Origin of the sequence: Pseudorhizobium halotolerans (genome assembly GCF_902153235.2) — a bacterium.
GTDB lineage: Bacteria > Pseudomonadota > Alphaproteobacteria > Rhizobiales > Rhizobiaceae > Neorhizobium > Neorhizobium flavum.
Window position 1 is genome coordinate 288,950 of record NZ_CABFWE030000005.1, and the last position, 17,717, is coordinate 306,666.

The window sequence follows — 17,717 nt, forward strand, 5'->3', positions numbered from 1 at the left end:
GCCTCTCTCTCTCTCTCTCTCTCTCTCTCTTGAGTGACCGCCCTAGCCGCTCGGAACCTTGATCCGTCCGCTTCGTTCGGAGCCAGTCCGATCCGGAGGAGAGAATGGAAGATCCGAGACGTTGCCGCCATCTTTGCGTCGACATGCAGAGGCTGTTTGCCGAAGATACCCCTTGGAACGTCCCATGGATGCAGAAGGTCCGCGACCCGGTCGCCATACTATCCTCGGCCCACGCGGCTGAGACCATTTTCACTCGCTTCATACCGCCCGTTCATCCCGCCGATGTCACCGGGACCTGGCTTGAATACTACCAGAAATGGCCGATGATGACCCGCGAGGTCCTGGGCGGCGAGATGGTCGACATACTGCCGGAACTGCGCGAACTTGTTCCTCCCGCGACGGTCTTCGACAAGCCCATCTATTCCCCATGGCTGGATGGCCGCCTGCATCGATATCTTCGCGGGCAGGATGTCACCACCCTCGTCATCTCCGGTGGAGAGACTGATGTCTGCGTCCTCGCTGCCGTGATGGGTGCGGTCGACCTGGGATACTCGATCATCCTTCTGAAGGATGCAATCTGCAGCACCTCGGACGCGACGCACGATGCAACACTCGGCGTCTATGCGTCCCGGTTCTCGACCCAGCTGCGTCTCTCTAGCGTCCCGGAAGTCCTCGACTGGTGGGCATGAAGGAACCTTCGCGAGGGGAATCCGGTTGTCTCAGCATGGACCTTGCGAAGGAGAAACTCCGATGAAGAACGAACAGCCAAAATCCGGCCGACCCGGCGAGACCTCGCAGTGGCCGCGCTGGGAGGGACCCGCTGAAAATCGCCCCAGCGGATACCTGCAGGGAGAAGCAAATATCTTTGCCGAGGAGAGCGGCCAGGAGAAGAAACGCGGCCTCACTCCTCAGGGATACGAGCGCTCCGACAGTGATCTGCAAACCGCCGTCAATGAAGCTCTCACGCAGGACGCATTTCTGGATCCCCGAGGCATCACAGTCTCCGTAAATGACGGCATCGCTTCCTTGGAAGGCACGGTGGCAAGCGCCGATGATGTCCGCCGCGCGGAGGACTGCTGTCGCTCGGTCGATGGCCTGAGCGGATGCACCAACAACCTGCACATCGCTGGCGAACACCACTGAGGATCAACCAGGAGAAAGAACATGGCCGACAAACTATGGTTCGTGATCGTGGCGATAGGCCCTGTCCTGCTGGGACTCGTGATCGCCTTTGGCTTGATGCGTAAGAGACACATCGGGACGGTCGAGAAAGCTCGGCAGGAAGAGGCGGTTGAGCGCCTGTACGACAAGCCCGAAGGTGGTCGCGAACCCAGCTACAGGCAGAACTGAGGCCCGGAACTTTTAACTGGTCGCTTCGTTATCTGCAGCGGAAACATCAACCCCGAACATTCACCCAGGAGACTTGCGATCATGGCAACGAAAACCCTCGACGACCTTTTCTACGAGACGCTCAAGGATATCTACTACGCCGAGCGTCAGATCCTGAAGGCGCTGCCGAAGATGGCGCGCGCCGCCCAGGACGAGAAGCTCAAAGCCGCTTTCCAGGACCACAAGGACGAAACCGAGGGCCAGATCGAGCGCCTGAAGCAGGTTTTCGAACTCATCGGCAAACGAGCTCGCGGCAAGACCTGTGACGCCATTGAGGGGATCATCTCCGAGGGCGAAGAAATCATGGAAGAATTCAAGGACACGCCCGCCCTCGACGCCGGCCTTCTTGCCGCCGCCCAGGCTGTCGAGCACTATGAAATTAGCCGCTATGGCACGCTGCGCTCCTGGGCCCAGCAGCTTGGCCTGAAGGATGCAGTAAAGCTTCTGGAGGAGACGCTTGCAGAGGAAAGCAAGACCGACGAGAAGCTGACGGGCCTTGCCAAGACGGCGGTCAACACCGCTGCCCAGAAGGCTGCCTGATCCCTGCAATGAAAAGGCCCGGTACGCTGAACCGGGCCTTTTGCTTGGGCGTTGCAGTGCCGTCAGGCATTCAGGCCGGAACCCGGCGGTGGCTGGACTGGCAGCATCTCCCCATTAAGCTCCATACGCCGAAAAACGCGGCTGTGCTTTCGCTTCGCCATCTCCACCCTCGCGGCTGCGACGGCAAGCTCATAGGTATGAAATGAGCAACGAGACTCGATCCCGTTCATGACGTAGGTCCACCCGTCAGGGTGAGGTATGATATCGCAAAAATTGTTCATGGCGGCTCCCTTCAGCGGGCCCTAAACTCCCGACCTCCCATAAGGTTCCGCCTTCCTGAACCGAGACCGCGAATTATTCGTCGCCAGCAGGAACTTTCAGTTTCCGTGATCGTTCTTCGTCCACGATAAGTGGAGACCTTGATGGCGGATCACGAGGACGACTGGGTACGCAAGCGCGCCTATTCACTTTGGGAAGAGGAGGGATATCCGGCAGGAAAGGATCTGGAGCACTGGGAGCGGGCGAAACGAGAGTTCGATAGCTTTAAGCCGGGCCGAATGAAACGCGCGACGTCGCGGTCCACCGCGGCTAGTGCGAAGCCGGCGAGCACAAAGCCGGAAGGCAAGGGTTCGGAGGCGCTGCCTCCTCCTCCAAAGAAGAAGGCTGTGCGGACGAAAAAGACGACCAGCAGTTGACCTCCTGACATGCGGCTGCGGCAGACCTGCCGCCGCGATCTCTGCTCTACCTGCTGCGTGGGGTGCCGTGCGCTACAAGACTCTCTTTCTCTCATTTCGTTGGAACGCTTGCCCCCATCCACGCGTTCGGCAGGACCGGCCGAGTGCACGGTGGAGGCTGGCATGACGGACGCATTCTTCTCTTTCGCGGATCCCGACGCGGTCAGTACGGCCGAAACATCCGGCACGGTAAAGCGAAGAGGTGCCTCTGGCGCCATCAAGGTACTTTCCGTCACCTCCGAAATATTTCCCCTTATCAAAACAGGCGGTCTCGCCGACGTCACCGGCTCCTTGCCGAAAGCGCTGGAACGCCTCGGAGTCGAGACACTCTCACTGATCCCAGGTTATCCGTCAGTGATGGGGCAGCTCAGAACGGCCCCGCCGCTCCTCGTTTTCGACGAACTTCTGGGCGAACGTGCCTCGCTGCTCTACGCTCGGATCGAAGGCCTCAGCCTGTTGGTTCTTGACTGCCCTACCCTCTATGCACGCGACGGTGGCCCCTACGTTGACGCTACGGGGGTTGATTATCCCGACAACTGGAAACGCTTCGCTGCGCTGAGCCTTGCAGCCGCCGAAGTGGCGGGCGGAGCGCTCCCCGGCTGGATACCGGACATTGTTCATACCCATGACTGGCAAACCGCCCTGACATCCGTTTACATGCGGGAACTGGAGGTACCCACTCCTGTTGTGCTCACGGTGCACAATCTCGCTTTCCAGGGACAATTCTCTGCCTCGCTTCTGCCTGCGCTGGGGCTGCGGCCCGAACTCTACGCGACCGACTGCCTCGAGTACTTCCGCGACATCAGTTACCTGAAAGGCGGGCTGCAGACGGCTGATGCCATCACCACGGTCAGTCCGACATATGCCAGGGAAATCCTGACGCCTCGCTTTGGGATGGGCATGGATGGCATTCTGAACCAACGGCTCGACGTCCTTCGCGGTATCGTCAACGGGATCGACCTGGAGGTCTGGGACCCGGCCGCCGATCCCTACCTACCCGTGAACTACGACGCTGCCAGCCTTCGCAAGAAGCGGCAGAACCGCCGACATCTGCTGGAGGCGTTCGGCCTGGACACGGACGGGGCAGGGCCTGTTTTTGCCGCGGTCAGCCGCCTGACGTGGCAGAAGGGCATGGATATGCTGGCAGAGACTGCAGACGAGATCATCAACAGCGGTGGCAAGCTGATCGTCTGCGGACAAGGGGACCGTGAGATCGAGCGCCAGCTCCTGGAGACTGCGGCGCGGCATCCTGGCCAGATGACCGTCCATATCGGCTATGCCGAGGCGATCGCGCATCTCATACACGCCGGAGCGGACGCGATTATCCAACCGTCGCGCTTCGAGCCTTGCGGCCTGACCCAGCTCTACGCCCTTCGGTACGGCTGCGTTCCAGTCGTATCCCGGACGGGCGGCCTTTCTGAAACGATTATCGACGCCAATGACGCAGCAATGTCTGCACGCGTGGCCACCGGGTTCCAGTTTCATCCGGTCACAACCGATGGCCTGCGGACGGCGCTGAGGCGCGCGATCGAAGCCTATGCGGACCCGAAGCAGTGGGCGAGATTGCAGAACCAGGGCATGAAGGCCAGGTTCTCCTGGGACCGTAGTGCGCAGCAATATGCCGCGGTCTACGCCTCGCTCATGAATCGATCGAAAACATCGCCTTCGCGGCCTCTGCCCAAAGCCGTCTCCTGAAGAAGGCAACCGCCCGAGAGCGGCTGACTTGCTTCAGCTGCTTGAACAGTCAGGCTCTCCGAAGGACAACCAGAGTGCGGCCCTCGAGCTCGAACTCCTGATCCTGTTCTACTTCCACGCCTCGCAGCGACGGATCCGCTGTCGTCAGTTCGAGGATCCATCGCCCCTCACCCATCGGGGGAATGTGGAAGGGGACGTTGCCTTCGAACGGGTTGAAAAGCACCAGCACGTTGGACCAGAGACCCTCCTCACGCTCGAGATCGGCGCGACGGAGGTTGAGGCCAAGGGTCGTGCCTTCCTGCCAATGCTCGGGAAGCTGCTCACCCCCACCCGCATTGAACCAGCGAACCTCCATGCCGTCGCGCCAGTTTTCACGGCGGAAGATGGGTTGCTCCTTCCGCAAGGCGATGATGTGACGGGTGAACTCCCGCAACTGCTCGTTCGTTTCGGGAAGCCCCTCCCAGCGGACCCAGGAAATTTCGCTGTCCTGGCAATAGCCGTTGTTGTTTCCCATCTGGCTGCGGCCGAATTCATCGCCGCCGAGGAGCATCGGTGTTCCGTGAGAAAGGAAGAGGGTTGCCAGGAAGTTGCGCTTCTGGCGCTCGCGAACCCCATTGATGGCCTCATCCTCTGTGGGGCCCTCAGCGCCATAGTTATAGCTGCGGTTGTCGTTATGGCCGTCGTTATTGTCCTCGCCATTCGCCTCGTTGTGCTTTTCGTTGTAGGAGACGAGATCATTCAGCGTGAACCCGTCATGGGCGGCGATGAAGTTGACGCTTGCCCAAGGCCGGCGACCGCGCAGGTCGTAGATATCGCCGGACCCCAGCAGGCGAGCCGCAAAGTCGGGTGCGACGTTGTCGCCCTTCCAGTAGTCCCGGATGGTGTCTCGATATTTGTCGTTCCATTCTGCCCAGCCCGGCGGGAAGCCGCCAACCTGGTACCCGCCCGGTCCGATGTCCCATGGCTCGCCAATCAGCTTCACCTTCGACAGGACAGGATCCTGCGTCACCGCATCGAAGAAACCGCCACGCTGGTCGAAGCCCTCTGGTTCGCGGCCCAGGATTGTTCCGAGGTCGAAGCGGAAGCCATCCACATGCATGTGCTGCACCCAGTAGCGCAGGGAATCCATGATCAGCTGCAGCACCCGGGGATGGGACGTGTTGACCGTATTCCCCGTCCCGGTATCGTTGATGTAGTAGCGGTGCTGGTCCGGCATGGTCCGGTAGTAAGAGAAGTTGTCGATACCCTTGAAAGAGAGTGTCGGCCCCAGCTCGTTACCTTCAGCCGTGTGGTTGTAGACGACGTCGAGGATTACCTCGATGCCGGCATCATGGTAATTCCTGACCATTTCCCGGAAGCCTTCAAGCCCCCGCGGTCCGTAGTAGCGGGATGCGGGTGCGAAGAAGCCGAGAGTGTTATAGCCCCAGAAATTATGAAGCCCCTTGTCGAGGAGGTGCTGGTCGTCCGGAAAGTAGTGAACCGGCATCAGTTCCACCGAGGTGATCCCGAGGCTTCTGATGTAGTCCACCGAGGCAGCGTGACCCATGCCGTCGAACGTACCGCGCAGTTCCTGAGGAACCGCGGGATTGAGTTGCGTGAAGCCCTTCACATGTGTTTCGTAGACAACGGCTGAGGGCCACGGGATGTTGGGCCGGTTCGCATCATGCCAATCGAATCCGTTCGGATCGACGACGCGGCATTTGGGCGTGAAGGGGGCGCTGTCACGCTCATCAAACGTGAGGTCCTTGTCTTCGTGAAGTAAGTCATAGGCGAAATGGGCATCGTTCCAAACCACGTCGCCCACAAGCTCTCGTGCATACGGATCGACAAGAAGCTTGTTCGGGTTGAAGCGATGACCGTTCTCGGGATCATAGGGCCCGTGGACACGATACCCGTAAAGCGCTCCGGGTTTCAGCCCTGGGACGTAGCCGTGCCAGATCTCGTTGGTATATTCGGGCAGTTCAAGCCGTGCGATCTCAGCCCTGCCGCTGCTATCGAACAGGCAGAGTTCGACCCTTTCGGCGTGGGCCGAGAAAAGAGCGAAGTTGGTGCCTTCGCCGTCATAGATCACACCGAGCTCAGTCCAGCTGCCCGGCAGGATATTGAAAGTCGCGTTGTCGCTTTTCATACGTCGCCCCATTGAAGAACCATCTAACAATGGGGCGACGCACCATTCGTTCCCGCAGAAGCAGCCGATTTAGCGCTTTACGGTGCCGGTGGAACTGTCGACCGGGCTTTGCCCGCCACTGCCGGTTTGCGGAGTGGGATCGGCGTCTGTCGGAGCAGAAGCAGCAGGGCCACCTGGCGACGTATTATCGACGGTGTCGGACTGGTTATTGCCGCCATCGCTGCAGGCACTGAGGAGCAGGCCAGCAGCCAGGGCAATTGTGAGCTTCTTCATTGGTTTTCCTTCCACATGTCTGTCGATCCGCCCTGCCCTGAAGGTTTGGCTCGCGGTATCGCGGCAGACACCATTCAGCGTCTTCGTTCCCGCGGATAACTTTGAGGCCCCCTCACGGGTTCCCTTTCGAGCAAAGCGCCTATTTCCCCCGCTACGGAGGAATGAAGACATGAGCACATTGACACCCGAGGAACTGGAAGGTCGGCTCAATGCCCACCGGGAACTGCTGATCGACATGCTCGCCGCCATGATCGGCGGTGAAATGCAGATCACCCAGTTCATCCAGAGACTTCGCGACGACGCGACCTTCAAGGACAACGAAGAGGATCCCGGCGTACTCCCCGAGAGTGGCTTTGCAATCGAGAATGCCGCCGCCCGGGAGCTGCGAACGGTTCTTCAGGCGGCGCAAGCACGTGCTGCTGCAGACGCCTTCTAGGCGCCATAATCGTGACAGACTCGACACATTCGCGTCTCATATGTGGAACATGATGACCACCACGCTCGTTCACTCACCATATCGCCAAACGCGTATGGAGGGAGGCACAGATGGTCAAGGATTGGGTCGAAGCCGCCGGACTCGTGATGGTCGTCGCTGCCTGCTATATGATGGTGGTACCGATCTGACAGGTCTGGGTCATTTCGGTCGCTGTGAGAAATAGGCCGCGGCGGCCGCAACATCTTCGGGCTCGAGATTTTTCGCCACCTCATTCATCAGGTGGCTATACTTGGTTCCGCCCCGTACGCCGTCGACGAACAGCTGAAGCTGGCGAGTGAGATAAGGGCGGCTCAGCCCGGAAAGCCTCGGATAGGCTGGATTTCCATCGGGCTTCTCGTGACAGGACAGGCAGGCCGGGATCTTGTCGGCAGCGCGTCCCTGTTGTGCCAGTATTCGGCCCTGCTCGACCAGTCCGGCATCGACGTCCGCAGGATTGTGCACTGACCGCTCCTGTCCGGCATAGTACCGTGCGAGGTCCCCGAACGCTTCCTCGGGAAGCGAACTCACCGCCAGTTGCATGATACCGCTTGCACGCCTGCCGTCGGCATAAGCACGCAGGCTTTCCACCAGATAGGTCTCCGACTGTCCCGCAAGGCTTGGCACGAGGCTCTCCGCGTCGAGCCTCCGGTCCGCATGGCAGCTTTCGCAGCTGAGAGGCAGATTATCCACCTCTCCTTCCATGGGTGGCGGGTAGAGCCCCGACAGCTCGCGGTAGCGCTCGGCCTCCATGTTGGGTAGCTGGCGCAGGAAGGCGACCATGGACCATACTTCGTCAGGACGCTTCTGGGTCGGCCAGGCCGGCATGCCGGTGAACCGCACCCCGTGCTGGACGATCTCGAACAACTGTTCGTCCGTCCAGCTTGAAATCATGGGCGCCAGATCCGGCGGCTCCGGAAGCATCTGCTTCACCGTCTCCGATCTCGGCCGCCCCGGCGAGCCGTGGCACATGGCGCAGCCGATTTCGTAGTGGCCTGCTGCAGGAGGAAGCAAGGCGGGATGGTCCAGCCGCGGAGCTTCATGCGAAAGCGCAGCCGTGCGGACGGATTTCCGCATGACCCAGTGAAGAAACCAGTCGGTAACGGCCCAGTGCCCGGTACTCGCCCTGACGCCGATCAGGCCCGACCAACCCACCAGAAGTCCGACGACCGGGAGCAGGACTGCCGCTGCGATGACGTACTTGCGCCGGACGATCACAGACGCCCTCCCGAATGTTCGCGTGGCCCCAAGACTGAGGACAGCAGCAGGACGCCGCCGAGGAGATAGACGACCGCTCCGACGAGCAACATCACGACGCCCCCGGCCTGCTGGTCGACGGCAGCCCCCAGCGTGACGCCGAAGCATGTGACGTTTTCGATGCCGTAGAGCGGTCGCGGTGACAGCGAAAGCAGGGCACCGAGCAAGGTCATGTGCATGGACGTGAACAGCAGGCCGAAGGTGCCGGCAAGCTGACGAGCCTCCCGCCCCTCCTGAGCGCCGCCAAGGCAGGAAAGCCAGAGCAGCAGTCCGGCCGCGAGAAACGTCGCCTGCTCCAGCGCCGTGACAATCCAGGACGCCTCAGCCATCACCCGCGCAGCCGGAAGATGCCATCCCCATACTGCCAGGAGTTCAACGAGCGAGGCGATGACCGGTGTGAACCATGGCCAGCGTACAGTAAGGTCATGACGGGAGCCGGACAGCCCGACTGCAAGCAGCGGAGCAGCGCCTGCCACCACCGACATGTGGACGATCATGTGTATAGTGAAGGATTCCCGGCCGCCGAAGGGCAGTACGATGATCCATGCCACCGCCAAGAGAAGCAGACCCGTCGCGAGAGACGCCCTCCTCATTGGTAACACCCGTCGATGAGGATCAGCGGGATGGCGACATAGATTACGGCGACGAAGCTCAGCCCCGACAGAAGCAGCGTGGCAAAACCCTGGAAGCGGCGGCGGTCCAGGGCCGTCGGTTGGTCATGCGGCGGATCGCCCGAGCCGAACCCCCACTGACGCCAGGCGAGATAGGCCGACAGGACAATCATTGCCAATGCAAGCAGCGTGACCGCGCCAAGCGCAACCCTGATCGTGCCGAACTCGATGCCCCAAAGGGCAGCCTTCTCGCAATAGATCGCGACTACGACGTAGCAGACCATAAAGTGCAGCGCCCAGACGACCGGCGCCGTGAACAGCGTCCACAGGGTTTCGACTTCGCGGGGCAGGATGTGTCGCATGGCCTACCTCATCAACGGAAAGAGGCCAAGCACGCCAAAGGATGCCACGGCGGTTACGGTCAGGAAGTGCCAGTAAAGGGTGACGTTGACGATGTCCTGGTCATAGCGCGCGGTCATCCTGCCGGTGAGGCTTCGGGCCAGGCAATAGCCCTGCATGATGCACCCGGCCCCTGCATGGACCACGGTCCAGATCGCAATGATCCAGACCGTCGCCGGATAGACGTGGACGGTGGGCTGCATGTCATGGGTATAGGGGCCGAGCAACCCCGCCAGCGCGGCGGCGACCGTGACGATCAAGGACAGGCAGAGTGCGGCACGGGCACCACCTGCCCTGTCCTGTCGGTTGAGATGCCGCGCGGCCAGCATGAGGCCCCATGAAATGAGAAACAGCGCGAGTGCCGTCATCGGCCAGAGGGCGCCCGGCCCGCCGAGACCGGCGGTGAAGTCGCTATGGATGGTCCAGTAGAAAAAGTAGCCGAACATCAGGCTGGCAAAGGCCGTGCCGTCACCTACCATGGTGATGAACATCGCCCACCACCCGACCGAAGCCGGGCCTGATCGGTAGATCGGCAGGCGCTTGCCAAGGCCGACGTCCATGTCCGGTGCCTCCGGTATCTCTGCCGTGCCCGTCCACAGCCAGTAGAGGATGGCAAGGAGCGTGATGATCGCGCAGACGATCGTCACCGCCCACCAGTGGAATGTCAGCGCGATGAAGACGCCACCCAGTGCCATGGCGGCGATGATTGTGACATAGGACGTGCCTCCCACGCGCAGGCACTGGATAGGCTCCGCGTCCAGCACTGAGGTGACAAGCGTTTCGCGTCGACCCGACTTCGCATCCGGAAGGTAATAGCGTCCTTCGTCGATATTCTTCTGGAGGTCTGGCTGGTCCCAGAGTGGATAGCGGCTCTCGATGATCGGAACCGATCGCATGCCCCAGTTCTCGTCGGGATCGTTCGTCCATTCAAGCGTCCCGGATCGCCAGGGATTGAGGTCGCCAATCTTCGGCTTGGGCCTGAAGATGTCCACGACGATGGTGAGGACGCCGCTGGCGAAGATGAAGGCGCCGATGGTGGAGACCAGGTTGAACCAGTCCCAGCCGATATCCTCGGGATATGTGAACACCCGGCGCGGCATGCCGCGGAGCCCGGAAAAATGCATCGGAAAGAATCCGACATTGAAGCCTATGAACATCAGCCAGAAAGCCACCTTGCCCCAGGCATCGCTCAGCTTCTTGCCGGTAACGAAGGGGAAATAATAGTAGATACCGGCTACCACCGGGAACAGCATCCCGCCGATTAGCACGTAGTGCAGGTGGGCCACGATGAAATAGGTATCGTGCGCCTGCCAGTCGAACGGCACCAGCGCCACCATGACGCCCGTCAACCCGCCGATCACGAAGGTGATCAGGCCGCCAGCGCCGAACAGCATGGGCACCGAGAATATCACCCGGCCGGCAAGCATGGTCGCGATGAAGACGAATATCTGCACGCCTGTCGGAATGACAACTGCCTCCGACGCCGCAGAAAAGAAGGCAAGCGATATCTGCGGCAGGCCGGTGGTGAACATGTGGTGGACCCACAAGCCAAAGCTCAGGAACCCGGTTCCCACCGCCGCAAGCACGATCCAGGAATAGCCCACGATCGGCCGCTGGGAAAAAGTCGGCACGATCATCGCCATCAGCGCGATGGCCGGAAGGAAGATGATGTAGACCTCCGGATGACCGAATATCCAGAAAAGGTGTTGCCAGAGTAAAGGGTCCCCGCCCCGCGTGGCGTCGAAGAACGGCCAGTCGAACATCCGCTCCATTTCGAAGAGGAGGTCACCAGCAATCAGGGGCGGGAACGCGAACAGGATCATGCCCGCGACGATCAGCAGATACCATGCGAACATCGGCATCATGTTGATCCGCATGCCGGGCGCGCGGCATTTCATGATCCCGACGATGATCTCGACAGCGGCAGCGATGGAGGCGACCTCGATGAAGGAGAGGCCCAGCAACCATATGTCAGCGCCGATCCCGGAGAATTCCTTGTTCGTCGCCAGGGGCGGATACATGAACCAGCCGGTGCTCGGCGCCGAATTAAAGAAGATCGAGCCGCAGACGAAGATGCCACCGAGCAGAAAGCTCCAGAAGCCGAAGGCGGAGAGGCGCGGAAACGGCAGTTCCCGGGCGCCCAGCATGGAGGGAAGGAGGAAGATCGCGATCGCCTCAAAGACCGGCACGGCAAAAAGGAACATCATCACAGTGCCGTGCAGCGTGAAGGCCTGGTTGAAGAAATCGGCCGTCAGCAGATCATTGTCCGGCACCGCGAGTTGCAGCCGCATCAGCAATGCAAGCACGCCAGCAAACAGCATGAAGCCGAAGGAGGCGACGCCGTACCAGAGGCCGATTTCGCTGTTGTTGACGGAGGTCCAGTAACGCCAGCCGCCCGGCGTCTTCCAGACCTTCCGCAGTCGCTCCTCCTGCGCAGCCCGCTCCTCGGAAGAGAAATCGCCGAGTACCTCTGTCATTTCAGCCCCGCAAGGTAAGTGGCGATACGTTCGGCATCTCCGTCTGGAAGCATTCCGAAGGACGGCATCCGTGATCCTGGCTTGATCTCGGAGGGGTGACGAATGAAGCGGGCGACATTTTCCGGCGTGTTTGGCATGGTTCCGGCGCCGACGCTGCCGCGCGCGCCGAAGGCGGTGAGGTTCGGACCGATCCTCCCCTGCGCCTCCGTTCCGTCGATCGCATGGCAGGCTCCACAGCCGTGTCGCAGAAAAAGGGCATGCCCCTCGCTGGCTCCATCGGTCTCGGCTGTTCCGCTCCCCGCAAGCCACGCCTCGAAATCCGAGGGCTCGAGTGCCTCCACGAAGAAAGCCATCAGCGCATGCGACGGACCGCAGAACTCGGCACAAACACCCCGATAGATGCCGGGCTTGGACGCCTCCATCATGATGTGATTGGTTCGGCCCGGAATCATGTCCATCTTGCCCCCGAGGGAGGGAACCCAGAAGGAGTGGATGACGTCCGGAGACTTGACGAGGAAGACCACGCGCTGGCCGACCGGCATCTTTATCTCGTTCGCGCGCTCCAGAAGGACCTCGCCTTCCTCATCCAGATAGCGCACCCGCCACCAAAACTGTTCTCCGGTAACCTCGATCTTGCGAACGCCCTCTGCAATGGCCGAAGACCAGGGCCGCAGGTTTGGGATCAGCCAGACGGCGTAGGAAAGGAGCATCGTCAGCACGATCACCGGACCGATCGCCCCGCACCAGAGAATGACGCGACCGGCCACCCGTTCAGAATGCGGCTCGCGCGCCTTGCGTGCTGCATAGAACAGCACCAGCACCACCGCGGCCCAAATCAGGCCACCTCCGATCAGCATGACGTAGAAAAGCCGGGCGACGTCAGAAGCCTCGGGACCGGCCGGATCCAAGGCAGACTGAATACCGCTGCAGGAGGTCAGAAGGGGAAAAGCGGTTACCCAGGCAACGTGCCTCGTTAAACTCTGCCACCGCTCAAAGAGGGCGGCAGCGAAGCGCCTTGGCTCCTCTCTTCGAACCGTTAGGCAAGCTGTATCTTGCTTCAAGTCGCCCCCAGCATTCACGTCCGCGTCACCCTACGGCCATTCGGCATAACCGGCCGATCGGGAATTTGTTCCAGACATAGGTTCAAGTTAGATTTCACGGAGAAAGAAAAGTGGAACCCAAGGCGGTGTCGCGGGTTTGCTACTCCGAGAGGCCTTGCAGGAAGGAAGATCGACAATGTTCAGTTTTCTTCAGCGCTTGTTTGGTAAAACACACACATCCAAGCGCGAACTGCACACAGAGCATCCTTCGGAGGATGTGCAGGTCTTGGTACCGGAGTCCGTGGAACTGCCACTGCCCAAGGGCCCCCAGGAAGAAATCAGCGTACCTGCGTCGATCAACGGGCGGGACCTCTCCAGCGGCAGGCTTTAGGCCTCGCTAACGCAACGGCATCAACAGGAGCAAACAATGGCTGACTTCAAGTCTGCGTCCATTCTCATTCTCGCGACCGATGGTTATGAGCGGTCGGAACTTCGCGTTCCCCTGGAGGAACTCAGAAAACAGGGTGCTGAAGTGCGGATCGCCTCGATCAAGCCCGGACAGATCAAGAGCTGGGACGAGAAGGACTGGGGCGATAGCGTCGATGTCGATCTCGTAATCTCGGACGTCAATGTCGAGGATTACGACGCCATCGTGCTTCCCGGCGGCCAGATCAACCCGGACGTGCTACGCGCCGACGAGGATGCAGTAGAACTGGTCCGGAGCTTCGTGAAGAGCGGAAAACCCGTAGCCGCCATCTGCCATGGGCCATGGCTTCTGGTAGAAGCCGACGCGCTGCGCGGCCGCAAGGCAACGTCCTACTCATCGATCAAGACCGACCTTCGTAACGCTGGCGCGCAGTGGGTGGATGAGGCCGTGGTTGTCGACAACGGCATCATCACTTCGCGCTCGCCGAAGGACCTGCAGCCCTTCGTCGCCAAGATTGTCGAGGAAGTCAAGGAAGGCCGCCACGCCCGTCGCGCCGCCTGATCATGCCTCTGCGGCTGCGGCCCTCCACCGCTGGAGGGGGTCCGCAGCCGCACCCGTTTGCGTCTGAAGGCTCGAGCTTTTCAATACTGCCAGCAGACGCCGCTCATCGGTGCGCAAGCCACGCAGCTGCGGAAGCTCGAGCTCGTTCTTGAGCAGCCGTTCCACCGGGGAAATATCATCCACGAGGGCCAGCACGGCCGGATGGATGTAGCTGGAGCGGCAGACGGCAGGGGTATTGTGGAGCCGCTCGGATGCAGCCTTGCAGATCAGCTTCACACGGGGTTGCGAACCTTCCTTGCAGGCCTGCCAGACGGCGGCAAAGCCGGCAAGGCTCCCACCCCAGGTCCTAAACGTTTTTGCCGAGACCGGGAAACCCGCGACGTCGGCGAGATAGGCATTGAGCCGGCCGGAATCGACAGGATGGGCGGTACCAGCATCATCGGGCCAGGAAAAGAGTTGGCGCCCCGGCAGATCAGCTATCTCCTCGAATATCCGCTGGAGCCGTGGGTGCCTGATCGTATGGCTGACACGCTTTCCTCCCTTTGCCGTGAAGCGAAGGACCACGGCCTCTTCCGTCAACGTCATGTGTCGCTTCAACAGGGTCGTCGCCCCGTAGGTCTTGTTTTCCTTTGCATAGGCCTGATTGCCCACGCGCAGATGCGCGGTATCCATCAAAGCGATGATCGCGGCTAGGACCGCCTCGGGGGTCTCCAGTCCTAGAGCCAGATCCCGCTCGATCCGCCGCCGGATCCGCGGCAGCACTTCACCGAAACGGGCAAGCTGATCGAACTTCAGTTCGCTTCTTAGGCTCTGCCACTCCGGATGATACCGGTACTGCTTGCGCCCGCGCGCATCATAGCCCGTGGCCTGCAGGTGTCCCCGGCGATCCATGCAAATCCAGACATTCTCGTAAGCGGGCGGCAGTCCGAGCGCTGCGATCCGGCGCTTCTCATCCGGATCACTGAGAACGCGTCCATCGGGGAGACGATAGCAGAAGCCCTTACCCCTTCTTTGGCGGCGAATTCCAGGTTCGGCATCGCTCACATAGGTTAGACCAACAGCTTTAAGGGACTGTTCGTCGAAGGTGGGGAGATCTGTGACGGCATCCATGGGCCTAACAACGGCGGCCCCTGATCTTCGTTCCGCTGCGGCGCAATCACAAAAGGAATTCCTGCGCCGCCTCGCCCGGACCACGCTCGAAAGCGTCTCTCGGCGCCACAAGCGTCCAGATGAGCCCGGTAGCAAGATAGCGGATATCGACCTGCCCGCCGAAGGCCGCAGCCGCGTGGCGCCTGATGATGGTCGTGCCGAAGCCGGTGGTCTGTGGTTCGACGGCAGGGGGACCGCCGATCTCCTCCCATGACAGGTGGAGCAGGGACTTCGGGTCAGACGGATCTTCCTGTCGCCACGACATGCGAACCCGGCCATCAGGAACCGAAAGTGCACCATACTTGATGGAGTTGGTGGCAAGTTCATGCAGCACCAAGCCGAGATTCTGGACCGCCTCGGCGCGGAGGAGGAAATCGTCGCCCTGCAGTTCCACGCGGTCCGCGACGTTTGCGAAGGTATCAAGTTGAACGGTGACGAGGCGCCGCAACGGCACCCCGGTCCACTGTTCGATCGCGAGGGCCTCGATAGACTTTCCCAAACCCTGGATTCTATCGGAGATCGCCTTCTGGAACTCATCCATGTCCTTTGACTGGCGAGCCAGCTGTCGCATCATGGCTTGGACCAGGGTCAGGATGTTCTTGGTTCGATGGACGAGTTCCTGGAGGATAAGGTGCATCCGATCTTCCGCCTGGCTGCGGTCGAAGGATGCGTTGGAGAGAGCCACAGAAATCTGGCTGGCCTCGCGGATGCGCGTCTCCACGGGCGAAACGATTTCTCCCTTGCCGATACGCTCCGCCATCTGGGCGATCTGCCGAATGGGTATCCGCAACTGGCGGGCAATCAGGTAGCCGCAAAGCATGCCGATACCAAGAAAGAGCAGGCTGCCGATCATCAGGCTACGGGAGGCCTCGACGATTTCACTCTGGGCAGCCTCGATCGGCCCCCAGATCACCGCCCTCCAGGTCGATCCCACAACCTGCCCGTATCCGTAGATCTGCCGTGGCTTGCCGTCCACATCTTCGATCGTCCCGTTGATACCCGTCATCAATTTCAGTGTCTCTTGTGGGAAGGCACTGATCGGCGAAGCGTTGCTGGCTCCCATGGACGTGATGATCGTACCTGCGCCGTCCACGATCGCGACCGACCAGCCGGGAGGCAGGCTTTCCGTGCTGATCACCCTGGTAAGATCCGCGGCATTCTGCGTCATGATCAAGGCGACAGCGTCCGAAGAGCGGGTCATCCTCTCTGGAAGGGGCATTGTGACGTTGAAGACAAACTGCTCGCTCGTTGCGCCGAAGAAGACGTCGGAGACATGCGTGACGCCCGTCTCAAGCGCAGTCGCGAGGGCAGATGGATTTGACACTTTCCTGAGCGGCGTGCCGTAGGGCAGGCGCGTGTTCAGAAGCTGCTGTCCCTCGGCGTCCACCGCCAGAACATAAAGGGAATTGGAGCGAAGGCTGTTCTGCGTGCGGTTGTGAAAGGATCGAAGATCGCCATTCTCCAGTTCGGGCGAAGTGGAGAGAATCCGCAGCGTCGTCGTCATATCCTGCAGGGTACGCTCAACCGAACGCGCCACCACTTGTGCATCCTCTGCGGTATTGGCGGCCAGGATCTCGCGGTCGCGGCGCTCCAGCTCCATCATCAAGAGGAGCACAAACACCACGAGCGGCAGGGCCACGACCGCTGAAAGGGCCATGAGATAGACGCTGATCGGTGCAGTGGGGAAGGTCGGTGAAAACCGAAACAGCTTCCGCACTACATCTTACCTCCCGCGGCGTCTGAAACGGCCGCATCCGCAGAAAGCCTCATATGTCCGCCCTCACGTGATATGCACGAGGACGTTATTTAGCGACTTTTCAAAGGGGGGCCAATCTTTTGATTGTCTGCGATGATAATTTGCGTGCCGGGGTAAAGGCTGCCTGCTCGCAACGGCCTCGGCCGACGTGCGGAGTCACAGATCGAAGCAATGTTGCGCCGCTTCGAAACATGTGGCCGAGCACGCCCTATCGATCCGCAGGATGCTCCCCAACGTCGAAGTTGGAATCCCACTCATTCGCGGGCTCGTCCTCGCCTGGCGGAGCCTTGTGTGCAGTGGCGTCTTCCGACCCGGTAATCACTGTGGGTTTTGCGCTCGCGACCCCAGAACTGTGCCCACCCGCCTTCACGTTCGCGAACTGACCGCTCGCGTCACGCTCGACTGTCTTCGCATCGGCCGGTTTTTTGGAGGAAGTCATCGTCTGCTCCTGTCTGTGCCAGTATCCGGCAGCCGGAGTCACTCCGGCTCGCGCTTCGTCTCTCGGCCATCAACGCGCTTCGACCCGAATTCGTTGCGCCTGCCGGTGCCGGCACGCTTGTAATCGGCGCGATAAGACTCGCGTGCCCACGCCTTTGACATCTCGTTTCGGCCATAGGCATCTTCGGCAGTTGCCGCGGACGGGCTTTCCCGATTGTCGGCGGAATGGGGTCGATCGCTTGGGACGTCGCGCGCGTCCCGCAATGCTTCATTGCGGTAGCCGCCAGACAGTGTCTGATCCTTGCTCATGATAACGCCTCTCTTCGGTGATTTCGGTCACCTTCCAACAGACGCGGGAAACGATTGTTCCG

General features: G+C 60.7%; 20 protein-coding genes. 9 read left to right on the plus strand and 11 right to left on the minus strand.

Features of this window, described 5'->3' with window-relative positions:
* The first annotated feature begins 104 nt into the window (after positions 1–104).
* From FN060_RS06345 to glgA, 6 genes are all read left to right on the plus strand, one after another.
* On the plus strand, positions 105–689 hold the full coding sequence (locus FN060_RS06345) for a cysteine hydrolase family protein (protein WP_142587351.1): 585 nt from the start codon (positions 105–107) through the stop codon (positions 687–689).
* A 61-nt stretch (positions 690–750) separates the two neighbouring features.
* Entirely contained in the window at positions 751–1,143 is a 393-nt protein-coding gene (locus FN060_RS06350) for a BON domain-containing protein (RefSeq protein ID WP_183950001.1), read from the plus strand.
* Between the two features lie 21 nt (positions 1,144–1,164).
* The gene (locus FN060_RS06355; RefSeq protein WP_142587353.1) at positions 1,165–1,350 is read left to right on the plus strand and encodes a hypothetical protein; all 186 of its coding nucleotides are present in this window, start codon (positions 1,165–1,167) and stop codon (positions 1,348–1,350) included.
* An 81-nt stretch (positions 1,351–1,431) separates the two neighbouring features.
* Positions 1,432–1,929, plus strand: coding sequence for a YciE/YciF ferroxidase family protein (locus tag FN060_RS06360; protein ID WP_142587354.1), 498 nt, complete (start codon positions 1,432–1,434; stop codon positions 1,927–1,929).
* A gap of 422 nt (positions 1,930–2,351) precedes the next feature.
* On the plus strand, positions 2,352–2,624 hold the full coding sequence (locus FN060_RS06365; protein WP_142587355.1) for a DUF2934 domain-containing protein: 273 nt from the start codon (positions 2,352–2,354) through the stop codon (positions 2,622–2,624).
* A 255-nt stretch (positions 2,625–2,879) separates the two neighbouring features.
* Complete coding sequence (glgA, locus tag FN060_RS06370; RefSeq protein WP_183950013.1) at positions 2,880–4,358, plus strand: glycogen synthase GlgA; 1,479 nt, start codon at positions 2,880–2,882, stop codon at positions 4,356–4,358.
* A 49-nt stretch (positions 4,359–4,407) separates the two neighbouring features.
* On the opposite strand, the gene glgX is transcribed toward glgA, so the two are convergent.
* Positions 4,408–6,486: a glycogen debranching protein GlgX gene (gene glgX, locus FN060_RS06375; protein ID WP_142587357.1), complete on the minus strand. Its 2,079-nt coding sequence runs from the start codon at positions 6,484–6,486 to the stop codon at positions 4,408–4,410.
* Positions 6,487–6,555: 69 nt separating this feature from the next.
* Positions 6,556–6,759, minus strand: a complete 204-nt coding sequence (locus tag FN060_RS06380; RefSeq protein WP_142587358.1) for a hypothetical protein — start codon at positions 6,757–6,759, stop codon at positions 6,556–6,558.
* 169 nt (positions 6,760–6,928) lie between these two features.
* On the opposite strand from FN060_RS06380, the gene FN060_RS06385 reads away from it, so the two are divergent.
* Positions 6,929–7,195 carry a hypothetical protein gene (locus FN060_RS06385; RefSeq protein ID WP_142587359.1) on the plus strand — a complete coding sequence of 89 codons (267 nt, stop codon included), beginning with the start codon at positions 6,929–6,931 and terminating at the stop codon, positions 7,193–7,195.
* Positions 7,196–7,393: 198 nt separating this feature from the next.
* Here FN060_RS06385 and FN060_RS06390 read toward each other — a convergent pair whose 3' ends face one another.
* The 5 genes from FN060_RS06390 to coxB are packed head-to-tail and all read right to left on the minus strand — an operon-like array spanning position 7,394 to position 12,883.
* A complete protein-coding gene (locus FN060_RS06390) occupies positions 7,394–8,449 on the minus strand; it encodes a c-type cytochrome (protein ID WP_142587360.1) in 1,056 nt (351 codons plus the stop codon).
* Positions 8,446–9,081, minus strand: a complete 636-nt coding sequence (locus FN060_RS06395; RefSeq protein WP_142587361.1) for a cytochrome c oxidase assembly protein — start codon at positions 9,079–9,081, stop codon at positions 8,446–8,448. The genes FN060_RS06390 and FN060_RS06395 overlap by 4 nt, the downstream gene beginning before the upstream one ends.
* Positions 9,078–9,461 carry a hypothetical protein gene (locus tag FN060_RS06400; protein WP_077549837.1) on the minus strand — a complete coding sequence of 128 codons (384 nt, stop codon included), beginning with the start codon at positions 9,459–9,461 and terminating at the stop codon, positions 9,078–9,080. Before FN060_RS06400 ends, FN060_RS06395 begins: the two co-directional genes overlap by 4 nt.
* Before the next feature lie 3 nt (positions 9,462–9,464).
* Positions 9,465–11,975, minus strand: a complete 2,511-nt coding sequence (ctaD, locus tag FN060_RS06405; protein ID WP_142587362.1) for a cytochrome c oxidase subunit I — start codon at positions 11,973–11,975, stop codon at positions 9,465–9,467.
* Positions 11,972–12,883, minus strand: a complete 912-nt coding sequence (coxB, locus tag FN060_RS06410) for a cytochrome c oxidase subunit II (protein WP_244665704.1) — start codon at positions 12,881–12,883, stop codon at positions 11,972–11,974. Before coxB ends, ctaD begins: the two co-directional genes overlap by 4 nt.
* A gap of 328 nt (positions 12,884–13,211) precedes the next feature.
* Here coxB and FN060_RS06415 point away from each other — a divergent pair, with 328 nt between their 5' ends.
* Both FN060_RS06415 and FN060_RS06420 read left to right on the plus strand, forming a co-directional pair.
* Positions 13,212–13,406, plus strand: coding sequence for a hypothetical protein (locus FN060_RS06415; protein ID WP_142587363.1), 195 nt, complete (start codon positions 13,212–13,214; stop codon positions 13,404–13,406).
* A gap of 36 nt (positions 13,407–13,442) precedes the next feature.
* Positions 13,443–14,003, plus strand: coding sequence for a type 1 glutamine amidotransferase domain-containing protein (locus FN060_RS06420; RefSeq protein ID WP_077549840.1), 561 nt, complete (start codon positions 13,443–13,445; stop codon positions 14,001–14,003).
* Here FN060_RS06420 and FN060_RS06425 read toward each other — a convergent pair whose 3' ends face one another.
* The 4 genes from FN060_RS06425 to FN060_RS06440 form a co-directional block, all read right to left on the minus strand.
* Complete coding sequence (locus tag FN060_RS06425; RefSeq protein WP_077549841.1) at positions 14,004–15,113, minus strand: DNA topoisomerase IB; 1,110 nt, start codon at positions 15,111–15,113, stop codon at positions 14,004–14,006. It lies immediately after the preceding gene.
* A 46-nt stretch (positions 15,114–15,159) separates the two neighbouring features.
* On the minus strand, positions 15,160–16,809 hold the full coding sequence (locus FN060_RS06430; protein WP_077549890.1) for an HWE histidine kinase domain-containing protein: 1,650 nt from the start codon (positions 16,807–16,809) through the stop codon (positions 15,160–15,162).
* Positions 16,810–17,116: 307 nt separating this feature from the next.
* Complete coding sequence (locus FN060_RS06435) at positions 17,117–17,347, minus strand: hypothetical protein (protein WP_077549842.1); 231 nt, start codon at positions 17,345–17,347, stop codon at positions 17,117–17,119.
* Positions 17,348–17,385: 38 nt separating this feature from the next.
* On the minus strand, positions 17,386–17,655 hold the full coding sequence (locus FN060_RS06440) for a hypothetical protein (protein ID WP_077549843.1): 270 nt from the start codon (positions 17,653–17,655) through the stop codon (positions 17,386–17,388).
* Positions 17,656–17,717 lie beyond the last annotated feature (62 nt).

Bases quoted from the DNA above. Each gene is read 5' to 3' on its own strand.
- FN060_RS06440 (WP_077549843.1), bottom strand. From the start codon at position 17,655: ATGAGCAAGGATCAGACACTGTCTGGCGGCTACCGCAATGAAGCATTG.
- FN060_RS06345 (WP_142587351.1), top strand. From the start codon at position 105: ATGGAAGATCCGAGACGTTGCCGCCATCTTTGCGTCGACATGCAGAGG.
- FN060_RS06400 (WP_077549837.1), bottom strand. From the start codon at position 9,461: ATGCGACACATCCTGCCCCGCGAAGTCGAAACCCTGTGGACGCTGTTC.
- glgX (WP_142587357.1), bottom strand. From the start codon at position 6,486: ATGAAAAGCGACAACGCGACTTTCAATATCCTGCCGGGCAGCTGGACT.
- FN060_RS06415 (WP_142587363.1), top strand. From the start codon at position 13,212: ATGTTCAGTTTTCTTCAGCGCTTGTTTGGTAAAACACACACATCCAAG.
- FN060_RS06355 (WP_142587353.1), top strand. From the start codon at position 1,165: ATGGCCGACAAACTATGGTTCGTGATCGTGGCGATAGGCCCTGTCCTG.
- FN060_RS06420 (WP_077549840.1), top strand. From the start codon at position 13,443: ATGGCTGACTTCAAGTCTGCGTCCATTCTCATTCTCGCGACCGATGGT.
- FN060_RS06360 (WP_142587354.1), top strand. From the start codon at position 1,432: ATGGCAACGAAAACCCTCGACGACCTTTTCTACGAGACGCTCAAGGAT.
- FN060_RS06395 (WP_142587361.1), bottom strand. From the start codon at position 9,081: ATGAGGAGGGCGTCTCTCGCGACGGGTCTGCTTCTCTTGGCGGTGGCA.
- FN060_RS06380 (WP_142587358.1), bottom strand. From the start codon at position 6,759: ATGAAGAAGCTCACAATTGCCCTGGCTGCTGGCCTGCTCCTCAGTGCC.
- FN060_RS06350 (WP_183950001.1), top strand. From the start codon at position 751: ATGAAGAACGAACAGCCAAAATCCGGCCGACCCGGCGAGACCTCGCAG.
- FN060_RS06385 (WP_142587359.1), top strand. From the start codon at position 6,929: ATGAGCACATTGACACCCGAGGAACTGGAAGGTCGGCTCAATGCCCAC.
- FN060_RS06365 (WP_142587355.1), top strand. From the start codon at position 2,352: ATGGCGGATCACGAGGACGACTGGGTACGCAAGCGCGCCTATTCACTT.
- FN060_RS06430 (WP_077549890.1), bottom strand. From the start codon at position 16,809: ATGGCCCTTTCAGCGGTCGTGGCCCTGCCGCTCGTGGTGTTTGTGCTC.
- FN060_RS06425 (WP_077549841.1), bottom strand. From the start codon at position 15,113: ATGGATGCCGTCACAGATCTCCCCACCTTCGACGAACAGTCCCTTAAA.
- ctaD (WP_142587362.1), bottom strand. From the start codon at position 11,975: ATGACAGAGGTACTCGGCGATTTCTCTTCCGAGGAGCGGGCTGCGCAG.
- FN060_RS06435 (WP_077549842.1), bottom strand. From the start codon at position 17,347: ATGACTTCCTCCAAAAAACCGGCCGATGCGAAGACAGTCGAGCGTGAC.